Below are 23,794 nucleotides of genomic sequence, written 5' to 3'. Positions count from 1 at the left end.
CCCTTTCACTCAAGTCAGTTCACGAACCCCAGAAGGCGGGGGACGGTGAGGCAGATGGCGGGGAAGTAGGTGATCAGGAAGATCACGGCCACTTCCGCCGCCAGGAACGGCAGCGTTGCCCGGGCAATGGTCTCCACCCTCAGGCCCGAGACGGACGAGGTGACGAAGAGTACGAGGCCCATGGGCGGGGTGAGCAGGCCAACGGTGAGGTTCACCGCCATGATGATGGCAAAATGGATCGGGTCCACGCCCATCGAGGTGAAGATGGGTCCTAGGATCGGCCCGAGGATGATGATGGCGGGCCCCGCATCGAGGAACATGCCGACGATGAACAGCAGCACGTTGATCAGGAACAGCAGCACCAGCGGGTTGTTGCTGAGGCCGAGGATGATATCGGCCAGCAGTTCCGGCGTGTGGGCAAGGCTCGCCACGGTCTTGAAGGCCATGGCGGCGCCCACCAGCAGCAATACCACGGCGGAGGTCATGCCGGCGCGGGTCAGCACGTCCGGGATCTCGCGCAGCTTCAGCGTGCGCATGACGAAGAGGCCGATGAAAAAGGCATAGCCCACCGCTACGGCCGAGGCTTCCGTCGGCGTGAAGACGCCGCCCAGAATACCGCCGAGGATGATCACCGGCGTCAGCAGCGGCCAGAAGGCCGCGAGACTGGCTTTGCCTCTATCTCCCCATGAGGCGCGGGCGGTGGCGGCGGGCAGGTTTTCCCGGTCCGCCTGCAGCCAGACGATGACCATCAGACTGAGGCCAATGAGAATGCCCGGCACGATGCCCGCAAGGAACAGGGCGGCAACGCTTTGGTTCATCACATAGGCATAGATGATCATGATGCCGGAGGGCGGAATGATCGGGCCTATGATGGAGGAGGCGGCTGTGACGGCGGCGGCAAAGCGCCGGGTGTAGCCCTGCTTTTCCATGGCCGGGATCAGCATGGAGCCCAGCGCCGAGACATCCGCCACCGCCGAGCCGGAAAGCCCGGAAAAGAGCATGGAGGACATGATGTTCACATGCGCCAGCCCGCCGCGCAGATGGCCGATCATGGCCTGCGCAAATTCCACGAGGCGCATGGTGATGCCGGCCCGGTTCATCAGCTCGCCCGCGAGCATGAAGAAGGGGATCGCCATCAGCGGGAAGCTGTCCATGCCGTTGTAGACATTGCGGTAGAGCAGGGCGATCTCACGCTCCTGGCCATTGGCCCAGAGCAGGGCGGCGGGCGCCATGATGAGGCCGAAGACCACGGGCAGGCCGAGGAACAGCAGCAGGAGGAAGAGCGGCAGGAAAAGGCTGAGCATCACTCCGCTCCCAGAGACTGAGTTTCGGTAATCGGTGCAAGCTGGCGTTCACCGCCCATGAGCGTGATGAGGCTGCGCAGGATCAGCTCGATGCAGACGGCAAGCATCGCTGTGCAGCCAACCGCGAGCGAGGCCATCATCCACGCGCGGGGCACCTTCATCCACACGGAGAGGTCCAGCGTCACGGGCACGGAAATCGCCGCCATTGCAAAGCGTCCGCCGATGCCGGTGACTTCCTTCCAGCCCAGCCGTGTGGCGTAGAACAGGAGGCCGGCAATCAGGAGGAGCAGAACGAGATTGAGCACTCCGGCCACGAGGCGCGGCAGCAGGATCACCAGCATGTCGATGCCGACGAAGCCGCCCCGGCGGAAGGCCGTGGGCACCATCAGGCCGGTCATCCAGAGCATAAGGAAACGTGCCGCCTCTTCCGTCCATGCGGGGGCGTCGTTGAGCACGTAACGGAAAAACACCTGGATCAGGATGATGATGACCATCAGCCCGACGCAGCCTGCCCCGATCCAGCGGCCTGCGGCCAGCGCCGCGCCGTTGACAAGGCTGAGGTATCTGGCAAGTGCCAGAATGAACGCCATCATTTTCCTCCCACCAGCCGCGGTCTCCCGGCGCGGCTGCCGCACCCGAATGGCCTGATCTCTCAGGTTATTCTGGCAAACCGTCCGAAAGCGCCCTGCGAGAAGCAAAGCGGTGCGCCATCGCGCTGTGCCACGCGTAGCACCCGCCCGATGACAATTGAATGGTCCCCGCCATCGTGCACGGCGTGCAGGGCACACTCGAAGCGGGCGAGGGTGCCGGGGATGACCGGCGCGCCTTCCGCATTGAACTGCCATGCCAGCCCGTCGAAGGCGGTGCCGCCCCGGGTGAAGCTGGCGCTGAGCCCGTCCTGCTCCTCACCCAGCACATGGATGGCGAAATGCGCGGTGGTGGTGAAGCCGCCGTGCTTGGATGAGCTTTTTGCCGGCGACCAGAGCACCAGCGGCGGGTCCAGCGACAGCGAGGTGAAGCTGTTGGCCGTCATGCCCATGGGGCCCTGATCGCCCATCGCCGTCACCACGGTGACGCCCGTGGCAAAGGTGCTCAGCGCAGTGCGGAACTCGCGCGATGTCTCCGCGCCCGGCACGAACAGCCGCTCATCCCGTCCGGAGAGGTGTCCGTTTGCCGCCATCATCACGGAACATTCCTGCCGATGGCGAGGGTGTAGAGCTCGAACCAGGTCTGCCGGTCCATCTCCACCTTGGCTGCCTCGCCGATCTTGCTGATCCGCTCGATGTTGTTGGTGCCCATCACCGGGATGATCCGCGCCGGATGGCGCAGCAGCCAGGCGACCGCAACGGCGGTGGCATCAACGCCCTGCGCCGCGCCGATCCGCTCCAGTGCTGCCAGAAGCTGGCGGTTGTCCTCGCCGAAGAGCGAGCCGCCGCCCAGCGGTGACCAGGCCATGGGCGCAATCGAGCGTTCCTGCAGATAGGCCAGATCGCCGTTGATGAAACACTCAGGCGCCACAAGGCTGATCTCGATCTGGTTGGTGACGAGCTTGCTGCTCATCGCCGACTGCAGCAGCGAGAAATCCCAGGGGCGGAAGTTGGAGACGCCGACGCTGCGCACCTTGCCTGATGCGATAAGGCCATCCAGCGCCTTGCCGGTTTCCTCGTGATCGATCAGCGGGTCGGGGCGGTGGATCAGCAGGAGGTCGATCCAGTCCGTGCCCATGTCGCGCAAGGAGGCTTCGACCGAGGCGGTGATGTGGCCTTCGGTGGTGTCGTAGTACTTCACCCGGCGGTCTGCATAGCGGCCAACCGGCGCGACAATGCCGCATTTGCTGACGAGTTCCACCTTGTCGCGCAGCTGCGGGGACGCCTTCAGCGCACCGCCCAGGATCGCCTCGGCGGTGTAGCCGCCGTAAATGTCGGCCTGATCCAGCGTGGTGATGCCCTGCGCCAGGCAGCTTTCGATCTTGGCCTGCACATGCGCCGGGCTGGTGTTGCTGTCGTCGCCGATGCGCCACATGCCATAGACGATGCGGCTGAGGCTCAGTTCCTTTGTGAGGTCAATGCGGTTCATCAGCGGCGTTCTCCGGCGCCCAGCGGAGTGGCGGGCGTTTCGCTTGGCACACGGCCATATTCATGGGGCAGGGAACAGGTCTTGAGCTGCGGCAGGACCTTGGTTCCGAAGTGACCGGCTTCCTCGAGATGCGGATAGCCGGAGAAGATAAAGGCACGGATGCCCATCTTCCGGTAGGATTCAATTTCCGACAGCACCTGATCGGTGGAGCCGACGAGTGCCGCACCGCAGCCGGAGCGGGCCCGGCCAATGCCGGTCCACAGATGCGGCTCGATGTAGCCGAACTTGTCCGCCAGTTCGCGGGCGCGGGCCTGATGGGCAACGCCCAGCGAGATGGAATCGTGGGCGCGGTCGCGGATCAGCTTGCCGTATTCATCATCGAGCTTCGAGACAAGATGCTCGGCGTATTCGCGCGCTTCGGCTTCCGTGTCGCGGACGATCATGTGGACGCGCAGGCCATAGTCGAGCGTGCGGCCATGGGCGGCGGCGCGTTCATGCACGGCCTTCATCCGCTCCGCCAACTGGTCCTTCGTCTCGGGCCACATCAGATAGACGTCGCACTGGGCGCCGCACAGTTCCAGCGCATCCGGCGAGTAACCGCCGAAATAGAGCAGGGGGCCGCCGTTCTGCTGATAGGGCCGCGCCGGTTCCGTCGAAACGCCCTTGAACTGATAGACCTCGCCCTCATGATCGATGGTCTCGCGCGTCCAGGCCTGCCGCAGGATCTGAACCACCTCGTGGCTGCGCTTGTAGCGGTAGGCGCTGTCGGCGACTTCGCCGGGGAAGTCGGAGCTGATGACGTTGAGCGTCAGGCGGCCCTTCAGCATGTGGTCGAGCGTTGCCACCGTGCGCGCCAGCATGATGGGCTGCATCTCGCCGCAGCGGATGGCCGCCAGCATGTTGATGCGCTCCGTGATGGGTGCGCAGCCGGCCACGAAGCTCAGCGTGTCCTGCCCCACCTGATAGGACGAGGGGCACAGGATGTTGCGGAAGCCGAGGCTTTCCGCCTTCTGCACGATGGAGGAGCAGTGCTCCCAGCTGGAGCGCAGGCTGCCGTCCGGCACGCCGAGATAGGCGTAATCATCGGAGCACAGAGCCGCAAACCAGGACACTTCGGATGCGTCGAGATCGGCGGAGGTCACGGGAACAACGGTCATCATACTCCCCTTTTGAGCCGCAGTTTCCACTTGCGTAACACCTGCATTGATGTAAATCAATAGTGTATCAATTTTCTTGTGACCACTCCTCGAACACCTCATTCCACGGCCGGAGCGTGATGACACAGAGCAAGGGCAGCCTTCCGATCTACATGCAGATCGCCGAATTGCTGGTGCGCGATATTGCTGCCGGACGGCTGATCGACGGCATGCGCCTGCCGCCGGAACGGGACATGGCAGCAGAGATGGGCATTGCTGTCGGAACCCTGCGCAAGGCCTTGGCAGAATTGCAGAATCGTGGGCTGCTGGAGCGCGTTCAGGGCTCGGGAAACTACATCCGGGCGGTGAGTGACCCGAAGAGCCTTTACGCCATGTTCCGGCTGGAACTGATCAAGGGCGGCGGCCTGCCGACGGCGGAGGTGTTGTCCGTCACCCGGCAGGCCAAGCCGGATTACCTGCCGCCTTTCGGGCAGGGCAGTGAAGGCCACCGCATCCGCCGCCTGCGCCGCCTTTCGGGGCAGATTGCAGCTGTCGAGGAGATCTGGCTCGACGGCTCCTATGTGCAGCACGTGACGGCAGAAGAGCTGTCGGAGTCGCTCTATCTCTTCTATCGCACCCGGCTCGGCCTGTGGATCGTCAAGGCCGAGGATCAGGTGGGGCTGGATCATGTGCCGGACTGGGCGCCTGCCAATTTCGGCCATGCGCCGGGTGCGCCGGTGCCGCACATCCTTCGCATCAGTCATGGACAGGACGGGCAGCGGGCGGAGGTTTCCCGCACCTGGTTCGATCATAACGTGGCGCGCTACGTGGCGCGTCTGAAATAGGGGGAAATACCTTGAGCCTGACGTATGGAATCATCGGCTGCGGCATGATGGGGCAGGAGCATCTGCGCAACATTGCCCTGCTGGAGGGGGCGTCTGTTGCCGCAATCTACGAGCCCGATGCAGACATGCGCGCCCGTGCCGCCGCAGCTGTGCCCGGCGCCCGGATGGTGGACTCGGTCGCCGATCTTCTGGAGGTGCCGCAGATCAACTGCCTGCTGATCGCCAGCCCCAATTTCCTGCATCTCAGCCAGCTCGAGGAAATCGCCTCCGTGCGGCCACTGCCGGTGATCGTGGAAAAGCCGCTGTTCACCGCACCGGAAGATGCCCCGCGTCTTGCCGCCCTGCGCGCTGCCTATCCCGCGCCCATCTGGGTGGCGATGGAGTACCGCTACATGCCCCCGGTCGCCAGGATGATCGAGGAAGCGGACAAGGTGACCGGCGGCATCCGCATGCTGACGATCCGCGAGCACCGCTTTCCGTTCCTTGAAAAGGTCGGCGACTGGAACCGCTTCAACCGCAACACCGGCGGCACGCTGGTGGAAAAGTGCTGCCACTTCTTCGATCTCATGCGGCACATCCTGAAGTCCGATCCGGTGCGGGTGATGGCCTCCGGTGGGCAGGCGGTTAACCATCTGGACGAGATCTATGCGGGCGAGCGGTCCGACATCTGGGACCATGCCTATGTGATCGTGGATTTCGCCTCCGGTGCCCGCGCCATGCTGGAGCTTTGCATGTTTGCAGAAGGCTCGCGCTATCAGGAGGAGATTTCCGCTGTCGGGCCGAAGGGCAAGATCGAATGCCTCGTTCCCGGGCCGGGCCGCTTCTGGCCGGAGCATCTGGGCGAGCCGCCGGTGCCGCAGGTCATCGTCTCGCCGCGCCAGCCGCAGGGGCCCGTGGTGCTGGAAGTGCCGGTCGATCCGCAGCTGCTGGATGCGGGCGACCACAACGGCTCCACCTTCTACCAGCACCAGCGCTTCCAGAGGGCCGTCACCGCCGGTGCGCCGGTTGAAGTGGCGCTGAAGGATGGCTGGTGGGCGGTCGCCATGGGCCTCGCCGCCCAGCAATCCGCCATGACCGGCAAGGCCGTGGACATTGCAAGCCTGGCCTATACGCCGGGGTGAGAGGGTGTGCGGTGCTTTGTTTCTGGAATGCAGAGACGATACAGCGCTGCCCGGTAGGAAGACACTCACACCGCGCCGTCCCCGCCTCGTGCGGGGACCTGTGAGGGACGCAGGGTCTTGCGGTTTTCCCGGTGGTCGCCCCGGCCTTCGCGCCGGGGCCTACTCGTTTGTAGAGCAGTAAGGTTGATGTACATTGGTCAGGCATGCCGCCCAGAATTTGCCGCGCCGCTCCGGACAGTAATTTCTCTCTCTGCAAGTGAGTGGCCCCCGGGTCTGCGCTACGCTTCGCCCGGGGTGACGGCTGTGAGTGGGGCAGCGTTCTGCCCCACCGGCGCGATCCAATCCGCTCCCCCGTTGACCTCATCCCGCATCCCGCTAATCTGCCGCGCGCCCGCGCAGCTGTTCAGAGATTCCAATTCTGCGGGCAGGGAGGGTTTTCGTCATGCTCAAGGGCATTCATCCGCTCATCAGCCCGGAACTGCTGATGGTTCTGGCCGCCATGGGGCATGGCGACGAGATTGCCATCGTCGATGCCAATTTTCCGGCCGAATCGACCGCCCGCCATACGGTGCATGGCGTGCCGCTGCGCATGGATTGCCCGGCAGTGAAAGCGGTGGAAGCCATTCTCACCCTGCTGCCGGTCGATACATTCGACGGCGATCCGGTCTTCACCATGCAGGTGGTGGGCGATGCTGCGGCCATTCCGCCGGTCGTGGCCGAGGCCAAGCCCCTGTTCGACGCGGAAAAAGCGTCCATGGCCTCGCTGGAGCGTTATGATTTCTACGCCCGTGCCAAGGAATGCTATGCCGTGGTCCTCACCACCGAACTGCGCGCCTATGGCAACTTCATCATCCGCAAGGGCGTGATCTTCGGGTGATGTGAAGTGAGGATCAGGCGAGGGAGAGTTCCCCCGCCAGAACCTTCAACCGGTCCAGAACCTCGCTGATGCTGGCGCAAGGGTCGCTGGCGGGGCGGCCGAGGTAAGGGCAGGTGAGGACGGCGATGGCGTCGCCGTCCGGGGCCAGCACGGGCACGGAAATATCCTGCACGCCGAGAAGCTGGCCGCTTTCGGCAATGCGGTAACCGGCAGACCGCACCCGTTCGAGTTCCTCTTCCACCTCATGCAGGCGGGCGGTCTGGGTGCTGCTGCCCCAGGTGGCGAGCGTTTCGGCACGCCGCTCCGGGTTCTGGAAGGCAAGCAGGGCGATGCCTGAGCCGGTGTCCAGAAGATCCAGCCTTGCGCCGATGCGCACACGGAATTCCCAGCTGTCCATCGGGCTTGCCTGCGCCACGACCACGGCGGCAGCCCGTTCCGGCACGGCGAGATGGCAGGACTGGCGGCTGTCGCGGGCGAACAGATCCAGCTTTGGCGTCGCCTGTGCCACAAGGCGGCGCACCGGCGGGTGCCGGTTGGCCAGCACGAACAGCTTCATCGACAGGGCGTAGCGGTCGCCGCCAAAGGAGCGCACCACATAGTCGCGCGCCACCAGCCGCTCCAGCATGCGGTAGATTTCCGAGGGGCTGCGGCCCATGGCCTTGACGATTTCCGCCCGCGTCATGCCGGCGGACTGCTCCGACAGCAATTCGAGAATATCGAGTCCCTTGTCCAGCGCAGGGGCGCGGTAGCGCTCAGAGCCAGTCTCCGTGTCGCTCATCTTTCAGTCCTCCCGGTCCTGCGCGGTATCTGACGCAGGGATATTCTGTTCTCTTGATCTACAGTCTTGCATATCAGTTCATTTGTGAATAGGGTGTTCGTATATGAACGGTCGCCACAAAGAGCGGCTGGTGGAGGAAAAGCTGGCGGCCGTCAGGCGGAGCCGGTATCTGGGAGGACTGCGATGCGCCTTGCAGGCAAGACTATTCTCGTGACGGCAGCCGGTCAGGGCATGGGCCGCGCTTCAGCTCTGGCACTGGCCGCAGAAGGCGCGCGTGTGATTGCAACGGACCGGGATGCCACTCTGCTGGCCGGTCTCACTGGCCTTGAAACGCTGAAGCTGGATGTGACGGACCGGGCCGCCATCGATGCGCTGGCGCGGGAGGTTGGGCCGCTGGATGGTCTGTTCAACTGCGCGGGCATGGTGCACAACGGCGCGGTGCTCAACATCACTGACGAGGACTGGGAACAGGCACTGGCGGTCAATGTAACCTCCATGATGCGCATGATCCGGGCTTTCCTGCCGGGGATGCTGGAACGGGCCGGCAAGACCGGCTCTGCATCCATTCTCAACATGGCTTCGATGGCCTCTTCCATCAAGGGATTTGTCAACCGCACCGCCTATGGCACCACCAAGGCGGCGGTGATCGGCCTGACCAAGGCCGTGGCGGCCGATTATGTGAAGCAGGGCATCCGCTGCAACGCCCTGTGCCCCGGCACGGTGGATACGCCCTCGCTGCGCGGCCGTATCGCCTCTGCTGCTGATCCTGTGCAGGCGGAGAAGGACTTCATTGCCCGCCAGCCCATGGGCCGTCTGGCAACCGTGGACGATATCACGCCGCTGGTGCTCTATCTTCTGAGCGACGAAAGCCGCTTCATGACCGGCCAAGCCGTTCTGGTGGACGGCGGCGTCACGATCTGAGCCTTGCGGGCCGGTCGAGGCCCGCAGCCATCACACGCGGACGGGAGGCCGCCGGATGGAACGAATTGATGCTCATTGCCATTTCTGGCGCCCGGCGCGCGGAGATTATGGCTGGCTGGAGGAGGGCGGTCCCGCCCTTGATCCGCTGCGCCGTGACTTCCTGCCTGCCGATCTCGCCAGCCTCAACGGCAACCGCCGCGTTGTCGTGGTGCAGGCTGCCCCGTCCGAGGCGGAAACCCTGTTCCTGCTGGAGCTTGCCAAAGACGCGCCGCAGATCGCCGGTGTGATCGGCTGGGTGGATCTGACCGATCCGCTGGCGGAAGACCGGCTTGCGCGCTTGGCGGCGGACAAGCGTCTCAAGGGCATCCGCCCGATGCTGCAGGATATTGCCGATCCGGACTGGATCCTCACCGCGCCCGAGACTTGCGTGATCGCAGCCATGGTGCGCCTTGGCCTGCGCTTCGATGCGCTGGTGAAGGAACCGCAGCTTGCCGCCATCACCCGCTTCGCCGCAGCCTACCCGGACCTGCCGCTGGTGATCGACCATGCCGCCAAGCCGGCGGTGGCGGAAGGCCTGAGCGCCCACTGGAAGCACTACATGAAGGCGCTGGCGGCGGATACGCGCATCGTCTGCAAGCTGTCCGGCCTGCTGACCGAGATCCGCCCGTCCTGCCCGCAGGATGTGGAGGCTGCCGCCGCCCTGGTGCAGCCGGTGATGGATCATCTGCTTGAGTGGTTCGGTCCTGAGCGGCTGATGTGGGGATCGGACTGGCCGGTGCTGACGCTGGCGGGCTCGCACGGCTTCTGGGAAGAGGTGACGGAGCGGCTGACCGGCGGCCTTTCGGCTGATGACCGCGCGGCCCTTTTGGGTGGCACCGCCATCCGCTTCTACGGTCTGGAGGAGGCTGGCGCATGAGGATCCTCGTGGAAATGCACCGCATCGACAAGCGCTTTCCCGGCGTCCATGCGCTGAAGGCCGTGAGCTTCGACCTTCAGGAGGGCGAGGTTCATGCGCTGATGGGGGAGAATGGCGCAGGCAAATCGACCCTCATGAAGATCCTCTCCGGCGTCTATCAGCCGGATTCGGGCCGTATTCTGGTGGAGGGCCGGGAAGTGACCCTGCCCAGCCCGCGCGCCGCACAGGATCAGGGCATCGGCATCATCCATCAGGAACTCGCCCTGATGAAGGATCTGACGGTCGCGCAGAACATCTTCATCGGCCGCGAGCCGCGCCTGTCCTTCGGCCGCGTCGATGATGCAAAGATGATCCGCGATGCGGAGGCGCTGTTCCGTGTCCTCAACATCAACATCGATCCGCGCCGCAAGGTGGATGGCCTGTCCATCGCCCGCCAGCAGATGGTGGAAATCGCCAAGGCCCTGTCGGCGCGCTCGCACGTGCTGATCATGGACGAACCGACGGCGGCGCTCACCGACAGCGAGATCAACGAGCTTTTTGCCATGATCGCCCGGCTGAAGGCCGATGGCGTGGGCATCGTCTACATCAGCCACAAGATGGACGAGATCCGCCGCATTTCCGACCGGGTGACCGTGATGCGTGACGGCGAATATGTCGGCACGGTGGGGGCGAAGGAAACGCCAATCTCGCAGATCATCTCCATGATGGTCGGGCGCACGCTGACGGATGAGGTGGTCTCGATCCCCGATCTGACCGGCGCAGAAGTTGCCCTCGAAGTGAAGGGCCTGAACCGGGGGCGCGAAATCCGTGATGTCAGCTTCTCGCTGAAGAAGGGCGAAGTGCTTGGCTTTGCCGGTCTGATGGGGGCCGGGCGCACGGAAGTCGCCCGGGCCATCTTCGGTGCCGATCCGCGTGACAGCGGCGAGATCACCGTGCATGGCCGCAAGGTGGAGATCCGCTCGCCGGTGGACGCGGTGCGGGCCGGGATCGGCTATCTGTCGGAGGACCGCAAGCATTTCGGCCTCGCCCTCGGCATGGACGTGGCCGACAACGTGGCGCTGGCCAGCATGCACCGCTTCACCGGCGGTCTCGGGCAGGTCAGGGATGAAGCCATGCGCAAGACGGCGCGGGATTTCATCAGGAGCCTCGGCATCCGCACCCCGTCCGAGCGGCAGGAAGTGCGGCTTCTGTCCGGCGGCAACCAGCAGAAGGTCGTCATTGCCAAATGGCTGTTGCGCAACTGCGATATTCTCATCTTCGATGAGCCGACGCGCGGCATCGACATTGGCGCCAAGTCGGAAATCTACAAGCTGCTGGCGGACCTTGCTGCGGAGGGCAAGGCCATCATCGTCATCAGTTCGGAACTGCCGGAAATCCTGCGTGTGTCACACCGCATCGCCGTCATGTGCGAAGGCCGGCTGACCGGCACGCTGCCCGGCGGGGCCGGCACCACCCAGGAAGACATCATGCACCTTGCCACAGCCCGGCAAGCCACGCGTCAGGAGGAACCCGCGTGACAGCACAAGACAAGTCCAAGGCCGCAGCGGGCGCAAGCTTCGTGCAGCAATCCGCATCTGCCCAGCAGAAGCTTCTGGCCTTTGCCAGTCTGATCATTCTCGTCATCGGCTTCAGCCTTGCCTCACCGAATTTCTTTCAGGTGAGCAACATCATGGCCATCCTGCAGGCCACGTCCGTCAATGGCGTGCTGGCCGTGGCGGCGACGATCATCATCCTGACGGGGGGGATCGACCTGTCCATCGGCATGCTGATGACCTTCTGCGCCGTGATCACCGGCGTGGTGCTGACATGGGGCGGCATGCCGCTGCCGCTGGGCATTCTGGCGGCCATCGGCACGGGCGCGCTCTGCGGCCTCGCCTCGGGCACCTTCGTGGCGCAGATGAAGATCCCGCCCTTCATTGCCACTCTGGGCATGATGCTGATGCTCAAGGGCCTGTCGCTGATCATCACCGGTGCCCGCCCGATCTATTTCAACGATACGCCGGGCTATACCGACATTTCGCAGGGCTCGCTGATCGGCATGGTGATCCCCGGATTGCCGATCCCCAACGGCGTGCTCGTGCTCTTTGCCGTGGCCGGCGGCATGGCCTGGGTGCTGTCGCGCACCGTGCTCGGCCGCTACACCTATGCGCTCGGCTCCAATGAGGAAGCGGTGCGCCTGTCCGGTGTCAACACCCGCGCCTGGAAGATGGCCGTCTATGCGCTGGCCGGCGGCATCTGCGGCATCGCGGGCATTCTCATTTCCTCGCGTCTCAACTCGGCCCAGCCGGCCCTCGGCCTCGGCTATGAGCTGGACGCCATTGCCGCCGTTGTCATTGGCGGCACGTCGCTGGCCGGAGGTAGAGGCACGGTGCTTGGCACGCTGATCGGCGCGCTGATCATGGCCGTGCTCACCAATGGCTTGCGCATTCTTTCGGTCGCGCCCGAGTGGCAGACCGTTGTGACCGGCGGGATCATCATCCTTGCCGTCTATGCCGATCAACTGCGGAGGGAGCGCAGCTGAGGTCAGGAAAGAAGAGGGCGCAAATGCCCCGGTATCTTTGAAACCTTGAAAGTGGAGGAATGGAAATGATTACACGCCGTATGCTGCTGGGCACGCTCAGTGCCGCCGTCCTCGTTGCCTCGGCTTCCATGCCGATGGCACAGGAGAAGATGTATATCCCGCTGATTTCCAAGGGCTTCCAGCACCAGTTCTGGCAGGCCGTGAAGGCAGGCGCCGACAAGGCGGCCGCCGAGTTCAACGTGGAAGTGACCTTCGAAGGCCCGGACAACGAGACCATGGTCGACCGGCAGATCGACATGCTTTCCGCAGCCCTTGCCAAGAAGCCCTCTGCAATCGGTTTTGCTGCGCTGGACAGCCAGGCCGCCATTCCGCTGTTGAAGCAGGCAGAAGGAGCCGGTATCCCGGTTATCGCCTTCGACAGCGGCGTGGACAGCTCCATTCCGGTGACCACCGCTGCCACCGACAACAAGGCCGCAGCCGCACTGGCGGCCGAGAAGATGGCCGAACTGATCGGCGATGAAGGCGACGTGGCCCTGGTCGTGCATGACCAGACGAGCCGTACCGGCATCGACCGCCGCGACGGCTTCGTTGAGTGGCTGGCCATGAACAAGCCGAAGATCCAGGTCGTTGCCATCGAATACGGCGGCGGTGACCAGCTCAAGTCGACCGAAATCACCAAGGCCATCCTGCAGGGCAATCCGAACCTCAAGGGCATCTTCGGGGCCAATGAAGGCTCGGCCATCGGTGTCGTCAACGGCGCGCGCGAGATGGGCCGTCAGGTGGTCATCATCGGTTATGACTCGGGCACTGCCCAGAAGCAGGCGATCCGCGACGGCCTGATGGCGGGTGCCATCACCCAGAACCCGGTCGGCATCGGCTATGAAACCGTCAAGGCCGCTGTTGCCGCTGCCAAGGGCGAGCCGGTGGTGCCGAACATCGACACCGGCTTCTACTACTACGACAAGTCGAACATCGATGCGCCGGAAATCACTGCCGTTCTCTACGACTGATTTCAAGGCGCTGAGATGCTTGCGCATCACGCCTTGGAAGCTCTCAAGCGCCGCACGGGCTTGAGAAGAACCTGATGAGGCAAGCTCGTCAGGATCTGGTTTGAGGCTCAGCTTTGACAATCTGGGGCCGGGCGGATTGCCCGGTCCCGTTCTTACCCACGGAGACTGACATGAAGTTGCTGCGTTACGGCCCGAATGGCCAGGAAAAGCCGGGCCTTCTTGACAAGGATGGCAAGGTGCGTGATCTGTCCGGCGTCATTGATGACGTTGCCGGCAGCCACCTGACGCCGGAAGGCCTGGCGCGTCTTGCCGCCATCGATCCGGCTTCGCTGCCGGTGGTGCCGGGCACCCCGCAGCAGGACCTGCGCCTTGGCGCCTGCGTGGGCCGCGTCGGCAAATTCATCTGCATCGGTCTCAACTACGCCGACCATGCGGCTGAAACCGGGGCCGACATCCCGAAAGAGCCGATCGTCTTCAACAAGTGGACCTCGGCCATCTGCGGCCCGGATGATGCCATCGAAATCCCGCGCGGCTCGCAGAAGACCGACTGGGAAGTCGAACTCGGCATCGTCATCGGCAAGGGCGGCAAGTACATCGAGGAAAAGGACGCGCTGGACCATGTGGCCGGCTATTGCGTCATCAACGATGTGTCCGAACGCGAATTCCAGATCGAGCGCGGCGGCACCTGGGATAAGGGCAAGGGCTGCGATACCTTCGGCCCGATCGGCCCCTGGCTGGTGACCCGCGACGAGATCGCCGATACGGGCAACCTGCACATGTGGCTGGAAGTCGATGGCAAGCGCTATCAGGACGGCTCCACCGCAACGATGATCTTCGGCGTCGCCCATATCGTGTCCTACCTCAGCCGCTTCATGTCGCTGCAGCCGGGTGACGTCATCTCCACCGGCACGCCTCCGGGCGTTGGCCTCGGCCAGAAGCCGCCGGTGTTCCTCAAGGGCGGCGAGACCATCCGCCTCGGCATCGCGGGCCTCGGCGAGCAGACCCAGAAGGTGGTGCGGGCATGACCAGGATCACCGGTCTGCGCACGGCGGACCTGCGTTTCCCCACGAGCCAGCATCTCGATGGTTCGGATGCGATGAACCCGGATCCGGACTACTCGGCAGCCTATGTGGTGCTGGAGACCGATGGCCCTCACGAGGGCCACGGTCTGACCTTCACCATCGGGCGCGGCAACGAGATCTGCGTTGCCGCCATCGAGGCCCTGCGTCCGCTGGTCGTGGGCCTCGACATGGCCTGGGTTGCCGAAGACATGGGCCGCTTCTGGCGGCACATCACCTCCGACAGCCAGCTGCGCTGGATCGGCCCCGATAAGGGCGCCATCCATCTGGCAACCGGTGCCATCGTCAACGCGGTCTGGGACCTGTGGGCCAAGATCGAGGGCAAGCCGGTCTGGGCGCTCGTCGCTGACATGAGCCCGGAAGAGCTGGTGCGCTGCATCGACTTCCGCTACCTCACGGATTGCATCACACCGGAATGGGCGCTGGAGTTCCTGACGAAACAGGCGGAAGGCAAGGCGGAGCGGCGGGCGAAGCTCGAAGCCACTGGCTATCCCTGCTACACCACCTCGGCCGGCTGGCTCGGCTATGACGACGACAAGCTGCGGCGCCTGTGCCGCGAGGCGGTCGATGCCGGATTCCGCCACATCAAGATGAAGGTGGGCCGCGATCTGGCCGACGACATCCGCCGTCTGACGATTGCCCGCGAAACGGTCGGCCCGGACATCAATCTGATGATCGATGCCAATCAGGTGTGGGAAGTCGATCAGGCGATCGGCTGGGTGAAGCAGCTTGCCTTTGCCCGTCCGTGGTTCATCGAGGAGCCGACCAGCCCCGATGATATCGAGGGCCACCGCAAGATCCGCGAAGCCGTCGCCCCCATTCAGGTGGCCACGGGCGAGATGTGCCAGAACCGCATCATCTTCAAGCAGCTGATCATGCGCGGTGCCATCGACGTGGTGCAGATCGACAGCTGCCGCCTTGGCGGCGTCAACGAGATCCTCGCCGTGATGCTGATGGCGGCCAAGCACGGCCTCAAGGTCTGCCCGCATGCGGGCGGCGTCGGGCTCTGCGAATATGTGCAGCATCTGTCGATGATCGACTATCTGTGCATCGCAGGCACCTATGAGGGCCGGGTGATCGAATATGTGGATCACCTGCATGAGCACTTCGTCGAGCCCTGCCTCATCCGTGATGCAGCCTACATGCCGCCGCAGCTGCCGGGCTTCTCCATCGAGATGAAACCGGCGTCCATCGCGGCCTACCGGTTCGGAGCAAACTGATGGATCTGGGGCTCAAGGGCAAGGTCATCATCGTCACGGGCGGCGCTTCGGGCATCGGGGCTGCCGTCACCGAAATTCTCGCCGAAGAGGGGGCCATTCCGGTCATCGCCACGCGGCGGGAACCGGAGGCGGCGTTCATGGCGCGGATCACCGCCCTGTCGCCTGAAGCCTCCTTCATTCAGGCGGAACTGTCGCGCGATGAGGATTGCGCGGCGGTGATCTCCACCTGCCGGGCGCGCTATGGCCGCATCGACGGGCTGGTCAACAATGCCGGCGCCAATGACAGCGTCGGCCTTGATGCCGGGCCGGAAGCCTTCCGCGCCTCGCTCGACCGCAATCTGATGCATTACTATGCGCTGATGCATCATGCGCTGGCCGACCTGAAGGCCTCGAAAGGGGCCGTGGTCAATGTCTCGTCCAAGACGGCGGTGACGGGGCAGGGCAACACCTCGGCCTATGTGGCGGCCAAGGCGGCGCAGCTGGGCCTGACGCGGGAATGGGCGGCGGAGCTTGCCAAGGACGGGGTGCGGGTCAATGCCGTGCTGCCGGCCGAGGTGATGACACCGCTCTACGAAAACTGGCTCAAGTCCTTCCCGGATCCGGAGGAGCGGCTTGCGGAGATCGAGGGGCGCATTCCCTTCGGCGCCCGCATGACGACGCCGCGGGAGCTGGCGGACACGGTGGTCTTCCTGCTGTCAGCCCGCTCGTCCCACACGACCGGCCAGTGGGTCTTCCCTGACGGCGGCTACACCCACCTCGACCGCGCCCTGCGCGGGTGAGGGGTCTGGAGCGTTGAAAGAAAGAAGCCGGGAACTGAGGATCAGTTTCCGGCTTTTTCATTTCGTGAAACTGCGAAAGCGTTGTTGAGCTGATTATTTCTACGAAAACATCTAATCTCCGTCATGCCATGACTTGATCATGGCATCCACTCCATTGCTTCTCCGTTCGCTCAGGGCGTTGATTTGCTTGAGTGATATTAACCGCCTCAAGCTTTGTGCAGGATCGGCATGGATGCCATGATCAAGTCATGGCATGACGAAGGTGGAGAGACTTTGCGACGGTAGAACGTCTTTACGAAGGTGGATAGTCTTTCGCAATCCCGGCGCCCGAGCGCTCGCAAAGCCGCGCCGCCTCACGCCTTCTGCTTCTCTGGCCCTTCCGGCCCGTCCAGCACCGCCAGCGCCATTTCGCCGGTGGCATCGGGGGGGAGGGTGAAGTAGCTGGCGTCGCAGCGCATGGCGTCTTCGAGAAGCAGGCTGTAGTCCGCCTTGGGCACTTCGATGGTGCCGAAGCGTTCCAGATGGCTGGTGGTGAACTGGGTGTCGAGCAGGCGGTAGCCGCCCGCAACCAGCCGGGCGACCAGATGGGTGAGGCACACTTTGGAGGCGTCGCGCTCGCGGGCGAACATGCTTTCGCCGAAGAAGGCGCCGCCAATGCTCACCCCGTAGAGCCCGCCCACCAGCTTGCCCTCGCGCCAGGCTTCTACCGTGTGGCAGTGGCCAAGCTCGAAGAGTTCGCCGTAGAGGCGGCGGATTTCCGTGTTGATCCAGGTGTTGTCCCGGCCCGGTGCCGGCTCGGCGCAGCCGCTGATGACGCCTTCAAAGTCGCTGTCCACGCGGATTTCGAAATGGTCCGAGCGCACGGTGCGGGCAAGGCGGCGGGGCAGGTGGAAGCCGTCGAGGGGCAGGATGCCGCGCTGTTCCGGCTCGATCCAGAACAGATGCGGGTCGTCCGCTGATTCCGACATGGGGAAGATGCCGCAGGCATAGGCCTTCAGCAGAAGCTGCGGCGTGATTTCCAGAACGGCGTCGTCGTTGTTCTTGCGTGCCATCCCGAGGCCTGTACCGTCCGGTCTTGCGCCGGATCTGATCAGATGCAGTCTCCGCCCGGCCATGCGGGCGGAGACGCCTTGTCCCGTATCTTACTGATCTTTTGCAGCCAGATACTTCTCCAGCCAGTGAATGTCATACTGGCCGTTGGCAATGTCCTGATTGTCCACCAGATCGCGGAACAGCGGAATGGTGGACTGGATGCCGTCGACGACGAATTCGTCCAGGCAACGGCGCAGGCGCATCATGCATTCCACGCGGTTGCGGCCATGGACGATGAGCTTGCCGATGAGGCTGTCGTAGTGCGGCGGGATCTTGTAGCCTTGATACACACCGGAATCGACGCGCACACCAAGGCCACCGGGCGGGTGGTAATAGGTGATCGTGCCGGGCGAAGGCGCAAAGCTACGCGGGTTTTCCGCGTTGATGCGGCACTCGATGGCATGGCCTTCGAACAGCACGTCTTCCTGCTTGAGGCCGAGCGTGCCGCCCGCCGCAATGCGGATCTGCTCGTTCACGAGGTCGATGCCGGTGACCATTTCCGTCACCGGATGCTCCACCTGCAGGCGGGTGTTCATTTCGATGAAATAGAACTGGCCGTCTTCATACAGGAACTCGACCGTGCCGACGCCGCGGTACTTCAGCTTGCGCATGGCATCGGCAACGATCTCGCCGATTTCCGCACGCTGGCTGGCGTTGAGCGCCGGGGAGGGAGCCTCTTCCAGCACCTTCTGGTGACGGCGCTGCAGCGAGCAGTCGCGCTCGCCCAGATGGATGGCGTTGCCCTGACCGTCACCCAGAACCTGGATTTCGATGTGGCGCGGCTTGGCGAGATACTTCTCCATGTAGAGAGCATCATCCCCGAAGGCGGCCTTGGCTTCGGAACGGGCCGTTGAGAGTGCGTTGTCGAGGTCAGCCTCGGTCAGCGCCACCTTCATGCCGCGTCCGCCGCCGCCCGCTGCCGCCTTGACGAGCACCGGATAACCGATCTCGCGGGCAATGGCGTGGGCATCGTCCTTCGGTGTCACGGCACCGTCAGAACCCGGCACCACCGGAATGCCGAGGCGCTTGGCCGTCTGCTTGGCCTCGATCTTGTCACCCATGATGCGGATATGTTCCGACGTGGGGCCGATGAAGGTGATGTTGTGAGCCTCGAGAATTTCCGCAAAGCGGGCGTTCTCGGACAGGAAGCCGTAGCCCGGATGCACTGCATCGGCGCCGGTGATTTCACAGGCAGCCATGAGGGCCGGGATGTTGAGGTAGCTGTCACGGGCCGGAGCCGGGCCGATGCAGACGCTTTCATCGGCAAGGCGCACGTGCATGGCATCCGCGTCGGCGGTGGAATGCACCGCCACGGTGGAAATGCCGAGCTCCTTGCAGGCCCGCAGCACCCGGAGGGCAATTTCGCCGCGGTTTGCGATCAGGATCTTGGTGAACATGGGGGCGCCCCTTATTCGATGATGAAGAGCGGTTCGCCGTATTCCACCGGCTGCGCGTCGGTGACCAGCACCTGCTTCAGCACGCCGCTGCGCGGAGCGGGGATCTGGTTCATGGTCTTCATGGCCTCGACGATCAGAACCGTCTGGCCTTCCTTCACGGCGGCGCCGACTTCTACGAAGGCGCGGGCACCCGGCTCGGGCGAGAGGTAGGCCGTGCCGACCATCGGCGAGGGCACCATGCCCGGATGCTTTGCGGGCTCTGCCGGTGCTGCGGCAGGGGCAGCTGCTGCCACGGGGGCGGCGGCCGGAGCCGGAGCATAATGAGAGGCAACGGAAGCCTGGATCGTCAGCTCGCGGGCAACGCGGATGCGGAAATCCTTCTGCTCCAGCTCGATCTCGGACAGGTTGGTCTCATCGAGCAGGAGCGCCAGCTCACGGATCAGGTTTTTGTCGAAACCGTTGTTTTCTTTGGTCATCTCAAAGTGCTTTCTGTAGTCGTTCAGGCGCCGAGCTTGTGGGCCAGGGCCTCGATCGCCAGGTCATAGCCCTTGGCGCCGAAGCCGCAGATCACGCCGGCCGCAACCGGTGAGACATAGGAGTGGTGGCGGAAGGCCTCACGTGCATGGACGTTGGACAGATGGACTTCCACCGTAGGGAGCGCCACGGCACGGATCGCGTCATGAATGGCGACGGATGTGTGCGTGTAGGCGGCAGGATTGATGATGATCCCCACAGCGCCGGTGTCGGCGGCTTCGTGAATCCAGTCCACCAGCGTCCCTTCGCTGTTGGACTGGCGGAAGACGATGTCGTAGCCGAGCCGCGCGGCAGTTGCGCGTGCCTGGGCCTCGATATCGGCGAGGGTCGTACGGCCATAGGTCTCCGGCTCGCGCTTGCCGAGCCGGTTGAGATTGGGGCCGTTCAAAATGAAAAAGGTGGCGGGCATTCCTTCTCCGTCGCCGCGATTTCCGCATCCTTATAGGGATTTGCGCGCGGGAGGAAAAGCCCTGATTGGGGCAGCGCCGTGGCCGCCCCCAGGGTCTTTGTGAAATTTACGGAAATGCCCGTGGCATGCCGGATCCGGTCAGCAGTTCGCCTTGCCGCATTTGCGCACGGATTGAATGGCGGCTTTCAGCGTGTCGTAGCCATAGGCGCCCTTGATCACCGCATCGCCGATCACATAGGACGGCGTGCCGGAAATGCCGAGCTGGTCGGCCAGATCATATACTTCTTCCACATTGGCGCGCACATCGTCCTTGGTGACCGCGCGGGCGAGATCGTCACGGGCAAGGCCCATCGCCTCTGCGACCTTCAGCGTGCTGGCCTGATCGGCCTTGCCGCGCATGGTCAGCATGGCGACGTGGAATTCGCGGTATCTGTCCGGCGCCAGCGCATTCACGGCGATGGCAATCTGTGCGGCTTCGAAGGAGGGCTGGCCCAGAACCGGATATTCCTTCAGCACGACGCGCAGGTTCGGATCCTCATCCAGCAGGCGTTCCATGTCGGCCATGGCGCGCTTGCAGTAGCCGCAGTTGTAGTCGAAGAATTCGACCATGGTGACATCGCCATCCGGATTGCCCAGCACCACCTGATGGCGGGAATTGAGCAGGGCGCCGTCCTTGTCCGCCAGCATTGCGCTGACGCGGGTGGCTTCGGCTTCCTTGTCGCGGCGGTCCAGTTCGACAAGAGCGTCGCGGATGACTTCGGGGTTCTGCAGCAGATAGTCCCGCACAATCTGCTCGACCTGCGCCTTGTCGAGGGCGGGGGACTGGGCCGAAGCCGTCACGGGAGCCAGGGTACCAAGGGCAAGCGCCAGCACGGGCGCAGCGAGACAGCGGAAAAAGCGGTTCATTCATAGAACTCCTGCGCGCATGCCGCGCGTGGTGCGGAAACGGATTGCTGCAGCTCAGCGATTCAGGGCCGGCGGCGTGTAGGTCAGGATATCATCTGCCAGGATCCATGCAGGCGTTCCGGGCTTCAAATTCTTTTGAGCACGTGCGGCATATCGTTTCGCCGCCTGGAAGTCACCCGCCATCATCATGCCCTGGGCTGTGGAGACATCCGCCTCTGCCTGCTTGCCCTGGCGCCCCTGCGCAATGGCCAGCTGGCTGAAGGCGATGCCGGAATTCGGGTCGCGCTGGATGCCGTTCTTCAGGATGCGTTCCGCCTCAGCCAGGAGCGAGGGCTCATTGGCGCCGACCATGGCATAACCAAGCCAGATCAGGAACTGGCCCTCATTGGGCCGCAACTGCACGGCGCGCTGGAAGGAGGGGATGGCTGCCTTCGGGTTTCCTGATTCCAGCAGGGCCTGGCCCTTCAGCTCATGGAAATGCGGATTGTCCGGCTGCTTGGCGATCAGCGCGTCAATGTCCTTCACAGCAGCCCGGCCGCTGCTGCGCATGGCCGCAACCGCGCGGGCATATTGAGCCGGCATGCTGGTGTCGGAGCGCGGATAGAGCCGGGCGACCGCGTTGGGATGACTGGTGAAGGCGGTCAGCTTGGCCCGCACCATGTCATGGCGTGCCTGAAGGGCAGGCGGGGCGGGCTTGTCGAAATACTTGCTCTTGCGGGCCTGCTCCTCAAGCGCATTGTAACGCTCGCGCGCCATCGGATGGCTCTGGGCATAAGGATCGGTGTATTTGGCCGAGAACAGCTGCTGGTCGGCAAAGCGCTCGAAGGTGCGCAGCATGCCTTTGGCGCTCTGGCCGGTCATTTCCAGATAGCGCAGGGCCGCCTTGTCGGCAGCGGCCTCTTCGCCGCGCTGATAGGCCAGCAGCGAGCGCTGGCCGATGCCCGGCGCGCCCATGGCAATGGCCGCACCGCCCCCTGTGGCTCCGGAGGAATTGCTGGAGACGCCTGCCGCCATGGCACCTGCACCCAGCACCATGCCGACAACGGTCATGATCTGCGCATTGGCAAGGGCGGTGCGCAGGCGCACCAGATGGCGGCCCGCGATATGGCCGGCCTCATGGGCGATCACGCCGATGACCTCGCCCGGTGTCTCGGCTTCCATCAGCACGCCCACATTGATGAACATGCGGCGCGCATCGGGAACGAAAGCGTTGAAGGTGTTCTCGTTGACGAGGATGATTTCCACCTGTCCCTGCGGCAGCCCGGCAGCCTTGAAGATCGGTGCCGCATAATCGCGCAAGAGCTCTTCGGTCTCTGCATCGCGCACGACCGGAATCTTCCGCCCCTGGGCCGCCGATGGTGCGGTCAGCGAGGGCAGGGCAATCGCCGCTGCCATGAACAGGGTGCCGGCCTTGCGCAGAATCCGGCCAAGGACAGGGGCGGCTGCCTTGCCGCCGCCGGGTTCCTGAACGGTGGAAATGTGTCGCACGGGTGCTTCCTCTTCTGCGTGTTGCTGGAGAAAGTAGGGGAGGCATCCGGGGCAGGTCAACAGGCCCGGCCGCCGCATCCGGTCACGCTCTGGTGTGCTGTGCGTTCTTAGCCCGCCAAAGCGGCGGCTGGCATATGACAGGGCAACGCTGTAAACCGCGTGGCAACAGCCATCGTGAGGATTTGCGCCGTGACCAGCCAGAAGACCATCCCTTCCGCCCGCAGTGCCGTGGACCCGTTCCTGGCCATGGATGTTCTGTCGGCGGCGCGTGCGCTGGAAGCGGAGGGGCGGCATCTCATCCACATGGAAGTGGGCCAGCCCGGCGCACCGGCCCCATCCACCGTTCTTGCCGCCGCCCGGCAGGCGCTGGAGGGCGGGCGCCTCGGTTATACGGAGGCGCGCGGCATCGCGCCCTTGCGCCAGCGCATCGCCCGCCACTACCGCGATGCCTATGGCGTCGAGGTGCCCGAAAGCCGGATCATGGTGACGACCGGGTCTTCGGCTGGCTTCAACCTGTCGTTCCTTGCCGCCTTCGATCCGGGTGACCGGATCGTTCTGACGGCGCCCGGTTATCCGGCCTACCGCAACATCATCAAGGCGCTGGGGCTGGTGCCGGTGGAAATCGAGGTGGGGCCGGACACCCGCTGGAGCCTGACGCCGGATCACATTGCAGCGGCGCTGAAGGATGGCCCGGTCAAGGGCGTTCTGGTGGCGAGCCCCGCCAACCCGACCGGCACGATGATGACGCCCGCAGCCCTCGCGGATCTTGCCCGTTTTTGTGACGATGCCGGCATCTGGTTTATCTCCGACGAGATCTATCACGGGCTCGTTTATGACGGGCAGCAGGCCTGCGCGCTGGAGACCTCCCACAACGCCATCATCATCAACAGCTTCTCCAAATATTATTGCATGACCGGCTGGCGCATCGGATGGATGGTGCTGCCGGAAAGCCTTGTGCGTCCGGCCGAGCGCATCGCCCAGAGCCTCTACATTTCCGCGCCGGAACTGTCACAGATCGCCGCTGCCGCTGCTTTTGACGCCACAGAAGAGCTGGAAGGGATCAAGGCCGGATATGCCGCCAACCGGGCGCTGCTGCTGGAGGCCCTGCCGAAGATCGGTTTCGACCGGCTGCTGCCGGTGGATGGTGCCTTCTACGTCTATGCCGACACCAGCCGTTTCGCCGAAAGCTCCCTCGATTTCACCCGCGCCATGCTGAATGAAGCCGGTGTTGCGGCGACGCCGGGCGCAGACTTCGATCCGGTGCATGGCGCCAGCTACACCCGCTTTTCTTTCGCCGGGGCCGGTGAGGATATTGCAGAGGCCGTGCGCCGTCTGGACGGATGGCTGAAAGGGCGCTGAGGGCGCAGGGCTTCGCCGAAGAGAGA

24 protein-coding genes are annotated in these 23,794 nt (G+C 64.1%); 12 read left to right on the top strand and 12 right to left on the bottom strand.

What is annotated here, in order from left to right:
* Positions 1-14 precede the first annotated feature (14 nt).
* The 5 genes from ACVNHC_RS12955 to ACVNHC_RS12935 all read right to left on the bottom strand — a co-directional run bounded on the left by ACVNHC_RS12955 (position 15) and on the right by ACVNHC_RS12935 (position 4,537).
* Complete coding sequence (locus tag ACVNHC_RS12955; protein ID WP_050473165.1) at positions 15-1,304, bottom strand: TRAP transporter large permease; 1,290 nt, start codon at positions 1,302-1,304, stop codon at positions 15-17.
* Positions 1,304-1,894 (bottom strand): TRAP transporter small permease, encoded by a 591-nt coding sequence (locus tag ACVNHC_RS12950; protein ID WP_058900789.1) that lies wholly within the window; start codon positions 1,892-1,894, stop codon positions 1,304-1,306. Before ACVNHC_RS12950 ends, ACVNHC_RS12955 begins: the two co-directional genes overlap by 1 nt.
* 62 nt (positions 1,895-1,956) lie before the next feature.
* Positions 1,957-2,487 (bottom strand): flavin reductase family protein, encoded by a 531-nt coding sequence (locus ACVNHC_RS12945; protein WP_058899675.1) that lies wholly within the window; start codon positions 2,485-2,487, stop codon positions 1,957-1,959.
* A complete protein-coding gene (locus tag ACVNHC_RS12940) occupies positions 2,487-3,380 on the bottom strand; it encodes an aldo/keto reductase (protein ID WP_457167488.1) in 894 nt (297 codons plus the stop codon). The genes ACVNHC_RS12945 and ACVNHC_RS12940 overlap by 1 nt, the downstream gene beginning before the upstream one ends.
* A complete protein-coding gene (locus tag ACVNHC_RS12935) occupies positions 3,380-4,537 on the bottom strand; it encodes an LLM class flavin-dependent oxidoreductase (RefSeq protein ID WP_123195694.1) in 1,158 nt (385 codons plus the stop codon). The genes ACVNHC_RS12940 and ACVNHC_RS12935 overlap by 1 nt, the downstream gene beginning before the upstream one ends.
* A 119-nt stretch (positions 4,538-4,656) precedes the next feature.
* Between ACVNHC_RS12935 and ACVNHC_RS12930 the strand changes: the two genes are divergently transcribed.
* The 3 genes from ACVNHC_RS12930 (at position 4,657) to ACVNHC_RS12920 (ending at position 7,359) form a co-directional block, all read left to right on the top strand.
* Entirely contained in the window at positions 4,657-5,361 is a 705-nt protein-coding gene (locus ACVNHC_RS12930) for a GntR family transcriptional regulator (protein ID WP_058899677.1), read from the top strand.
* Positions 5,362-5,372: 11 nt separating this feature from the next.
* A complete protein-coding gene (locus ACVNHC_RS12925) occupies positions 5,373-6,482 on the top strand; it encodes a Gfo/Idh/MocA family protein (RefSeq protein WP_457167487.1) in 1,110 nt (369 codons plus the stop codon).
* A gap of 442 nt (positions 6,483-6,924) precedes the next feature.
* Entirely contained in the window at positions 6,925-7,359 is a 435-nt protein-coding gene (locus ACVNHC_RS12920; RefSeq protein ID WP_019964721.1) for an RbsD/FucU family protein, read from the top strand.
* Positions 7,360-7,372: 13 nt separating this feature from the next.
* Here ACVNHC_RS12920 and ACVNHC_RS12915 read toward each other — a convergent pair whose 3' ends face one another.
* Positions 7,373-8,137 (bottom strand): IclR family transcriptional regulator, encoded by a 765-nt coding sequence (locus tag ACVNHC_RS12915; protein WP_058899679.1) that lies wholly within the window; start codon positions 8,135-8,137, stop codon positions 7,373-7,375.
* 183 nt (positions 8,138-8,320) lie between these two features.
* Between ACVNHC_RS12915 and ACVNHC_RS12910 the strand changes: the two genes are divergently transcribed.
* The 8 genes from ACVNHC_RS12910 to ACVNHC_RS12875 all read left to right on the top strand — a co-directional run bounded on the left by ACVNHC_RS12910 (position 8,321) and on the right by ACVNHC_RS12875 (position 16,583).
* Positions 8,321-9,058, top strand: a complete 738-nt coding sequence (locus tag ACVNHC_RS12910) for an SDR family oxidoreductase (protein WP_050473171.1) — start codon at positions 8,321-8,323, stop codon at positions 9,056-9,058.
* Positions 9,059-9,113: 55 nt separating this feature from the next.
* Complete coding sequence (locus ACVNHC_RS12905; protein ID WP_050473172.1) at positions 9,114-9,974, top strand: amidohydrolase family protein; 861 nt, start codon at positions 9,114-9,116, stop codon at positions 9,972-9,974.
* Complete coding sequence (locus ACVNHC_RS12900; RefSeq protein ID WP_457167486.1) at positions 9,971-11,491, top strand: sugar ABC transporter ATP-binding protein; 1,521 nt, start codon at positions 9,971-9,973, stop codon at positions 11,489-11,491. The genes ACVNHC_RS12905 and ACVNHC_RS12900 overlap by 4 nt, the downstream gene beginning before the upstream one ends.
* Positions 11,488-12,495 carry an ABC transporter permease gene (locus ACVNHC_RS12895; RefSeq protein ID WP_050473174.1) on the top strand — a complete coding sequence of 336 codons (1,008 nt, stop codon included), beginning with the start codon at positions 11,488-11,490 and terminating at the stop codon, positions 12,493-12,495. Before ACVNHC_RS12900 ends, ACVNHC_RS12895 begins: the two co-directional genes overlap by 4 nt.
* 65 nt (positions 12,496-12,560) lie before the next feature.
* Positions 12,561-13,505, top strand: coding sequence for an ABC transporter substrate-binding protein (locus ACVNHC_RS12890; RefSeq protein ID WP_050473303.1), 945 nt, complete (start codon positions 12,561-12,563; stop codon positions 13,503-13,505).
* Between the two features lie 170 nt (positions 13,506-13,675).
* Positions 13,676-14,530 carry a fumarylacetoacetate hydrolase family protein gene (locus tag ACVNHC_RS12885; RefSeq protein WP_050473175.1) on the top strand — a complete coding sequence of 285 codons (855 nt, stop codon included), beginning with the start codon at positions 13,676-13,678 and terminating at the stop codon, positions 14,528-14,530.
* On the top strand, positions 14,527-15,804 hold the full coding sequence (locus ACVNHC_RS12880) for an L-fuconate dehydratase (RefSeq protein WP_050473176.1): 1,278 nt from the start codon (positions 14,527-14,529) through the stop codon (positions 15,802-15,804). Before ACVNHC_RS12885 ends, ACVNHC_RS12880 begins: the two co-directional genes overlap by 4 nt.
* Positions 15,804-16,583 (top strand): L-fucose dehydrogenase, encoded by a 780-nt coding sequence (locus ACVNHC_RS12875; RefSeq protein ID WP_457167485.1) that lies wholly within the window; start codon positions 15,804-15,806, stop codon positions 16,581-16,583. Before ACVNHC_RS12880 ends, ACVNHC_RS12875 begins: the two co-directional genes overlap by 1 nt.
* A gap of 353 nt (positions 16,584-16,936) precedes the next feature.
* On the opposite strand, the gene aat is transcribed toward ACVNHC_RS12875, so the two are convergent.
* From aat to ACVNHC_RS12845, 6 genes are all read right to left on the bottom strand, one after another.
* On the bottom strand, positions 16,937-17,635 hold the full coding sequence (gene aat / locus ACVNHC_RS12870) for a leucyl/phenylalanyl-tRNA--protein transferase (RefSeq protein ID WP_457167484.1): 699 nt from the start codon (positions 17,633-17,635) through the stop codon (positions 16,937-16,939).
* 90 nt (positions 17,636-17,725) lie between these two features.
* Entirely contained in the window at positions 17,726-19,072 is a 1,347-nt protein-coding gene (gene accC, locus ACVNHC_RS12865) for an acetyl-CoA carboxylase biotin carboxylase subunit (RefSeq protein ID WP_457167483.1), read from the bottom strand.
* A gap of 11 nt (positions 19,073-19,083) precedes the next feature.
* Positions 19,084-19,548, bottom strand: coding sequence for an acetyl-CoA carboxylase biotin carboxyl carrier protein (gene accB / locus ACVNHC_RS12860; protein ID WP_019964709.1), 465 nt, complete (start codon positions 19,546-19,548; stop codon positions 19,084-19,086).
* 23 nt (positions 19,549-19,571) lie between these two features.
* Positions 19,572-20,015, bottom strand: coding sequence for a type II 3-dehydroquinate dehydratase (aroQ, locus tag ACVNHC_RS12855; protein ID WP_186393263.1), 444 nt, complete (start codon positions 20,013-20,015; stop codon positions 19,572-19,574).
* A 138-nt stretch (positions 20,016-20,153) separates the two neighbouring features.
* Positions 20,154-20,921: a DsbA family protein gene (locus tag ACVNHC_RS12850; protein ID WP_050473180.1), complete on the bottom strand. Its 768-nt coding sequence runs from the start codon at positions 20,919-20,921 to the stop codon at positions 20,154-20,156.
* 54 nt (positions 20,922-20,975) lie between these two features.
* Positions 20,976-22,409: a M48 family metalloprotease gene (locus tag ACVNHC_RS12845; protein WP_094461861.1), complete on the bottom strand. Its 1,434-nt coding sequence runs from the start codon at positions 22,407-22,409 to the stop codon at positions 20,976-20,978.
* A gap of 246 nt (positions 22,410-22,655) precedes the next feature.
* Between ACVNHC_RS12845 and ACVNHC_RS12840 the strand changes: the two genes are divergently transcribed.
* On the top strand, positions 22,656-23,768 hold the full coding sequence (locus tag ACVNHC_RS12840; RefSeq protein ID WP_457167708.1) for an aminotransferase class I/II-fold pyridoxal phosphate-dependent enzyme: 1,113 nt from the start codon (positions 22,656-22,658) through the stop codon (positions 23,766-23,768).
* The last annotated feature ends 26 nt before the right edge of the window (positions 23,769-23,794 follow it).

It is taken from the genome of Pannonibacter sp. Q-1 (genome assembly GCF_054073275.1).
This window is presented reverse-complemented; position numbering and strand designations above follow the sequence as displayed.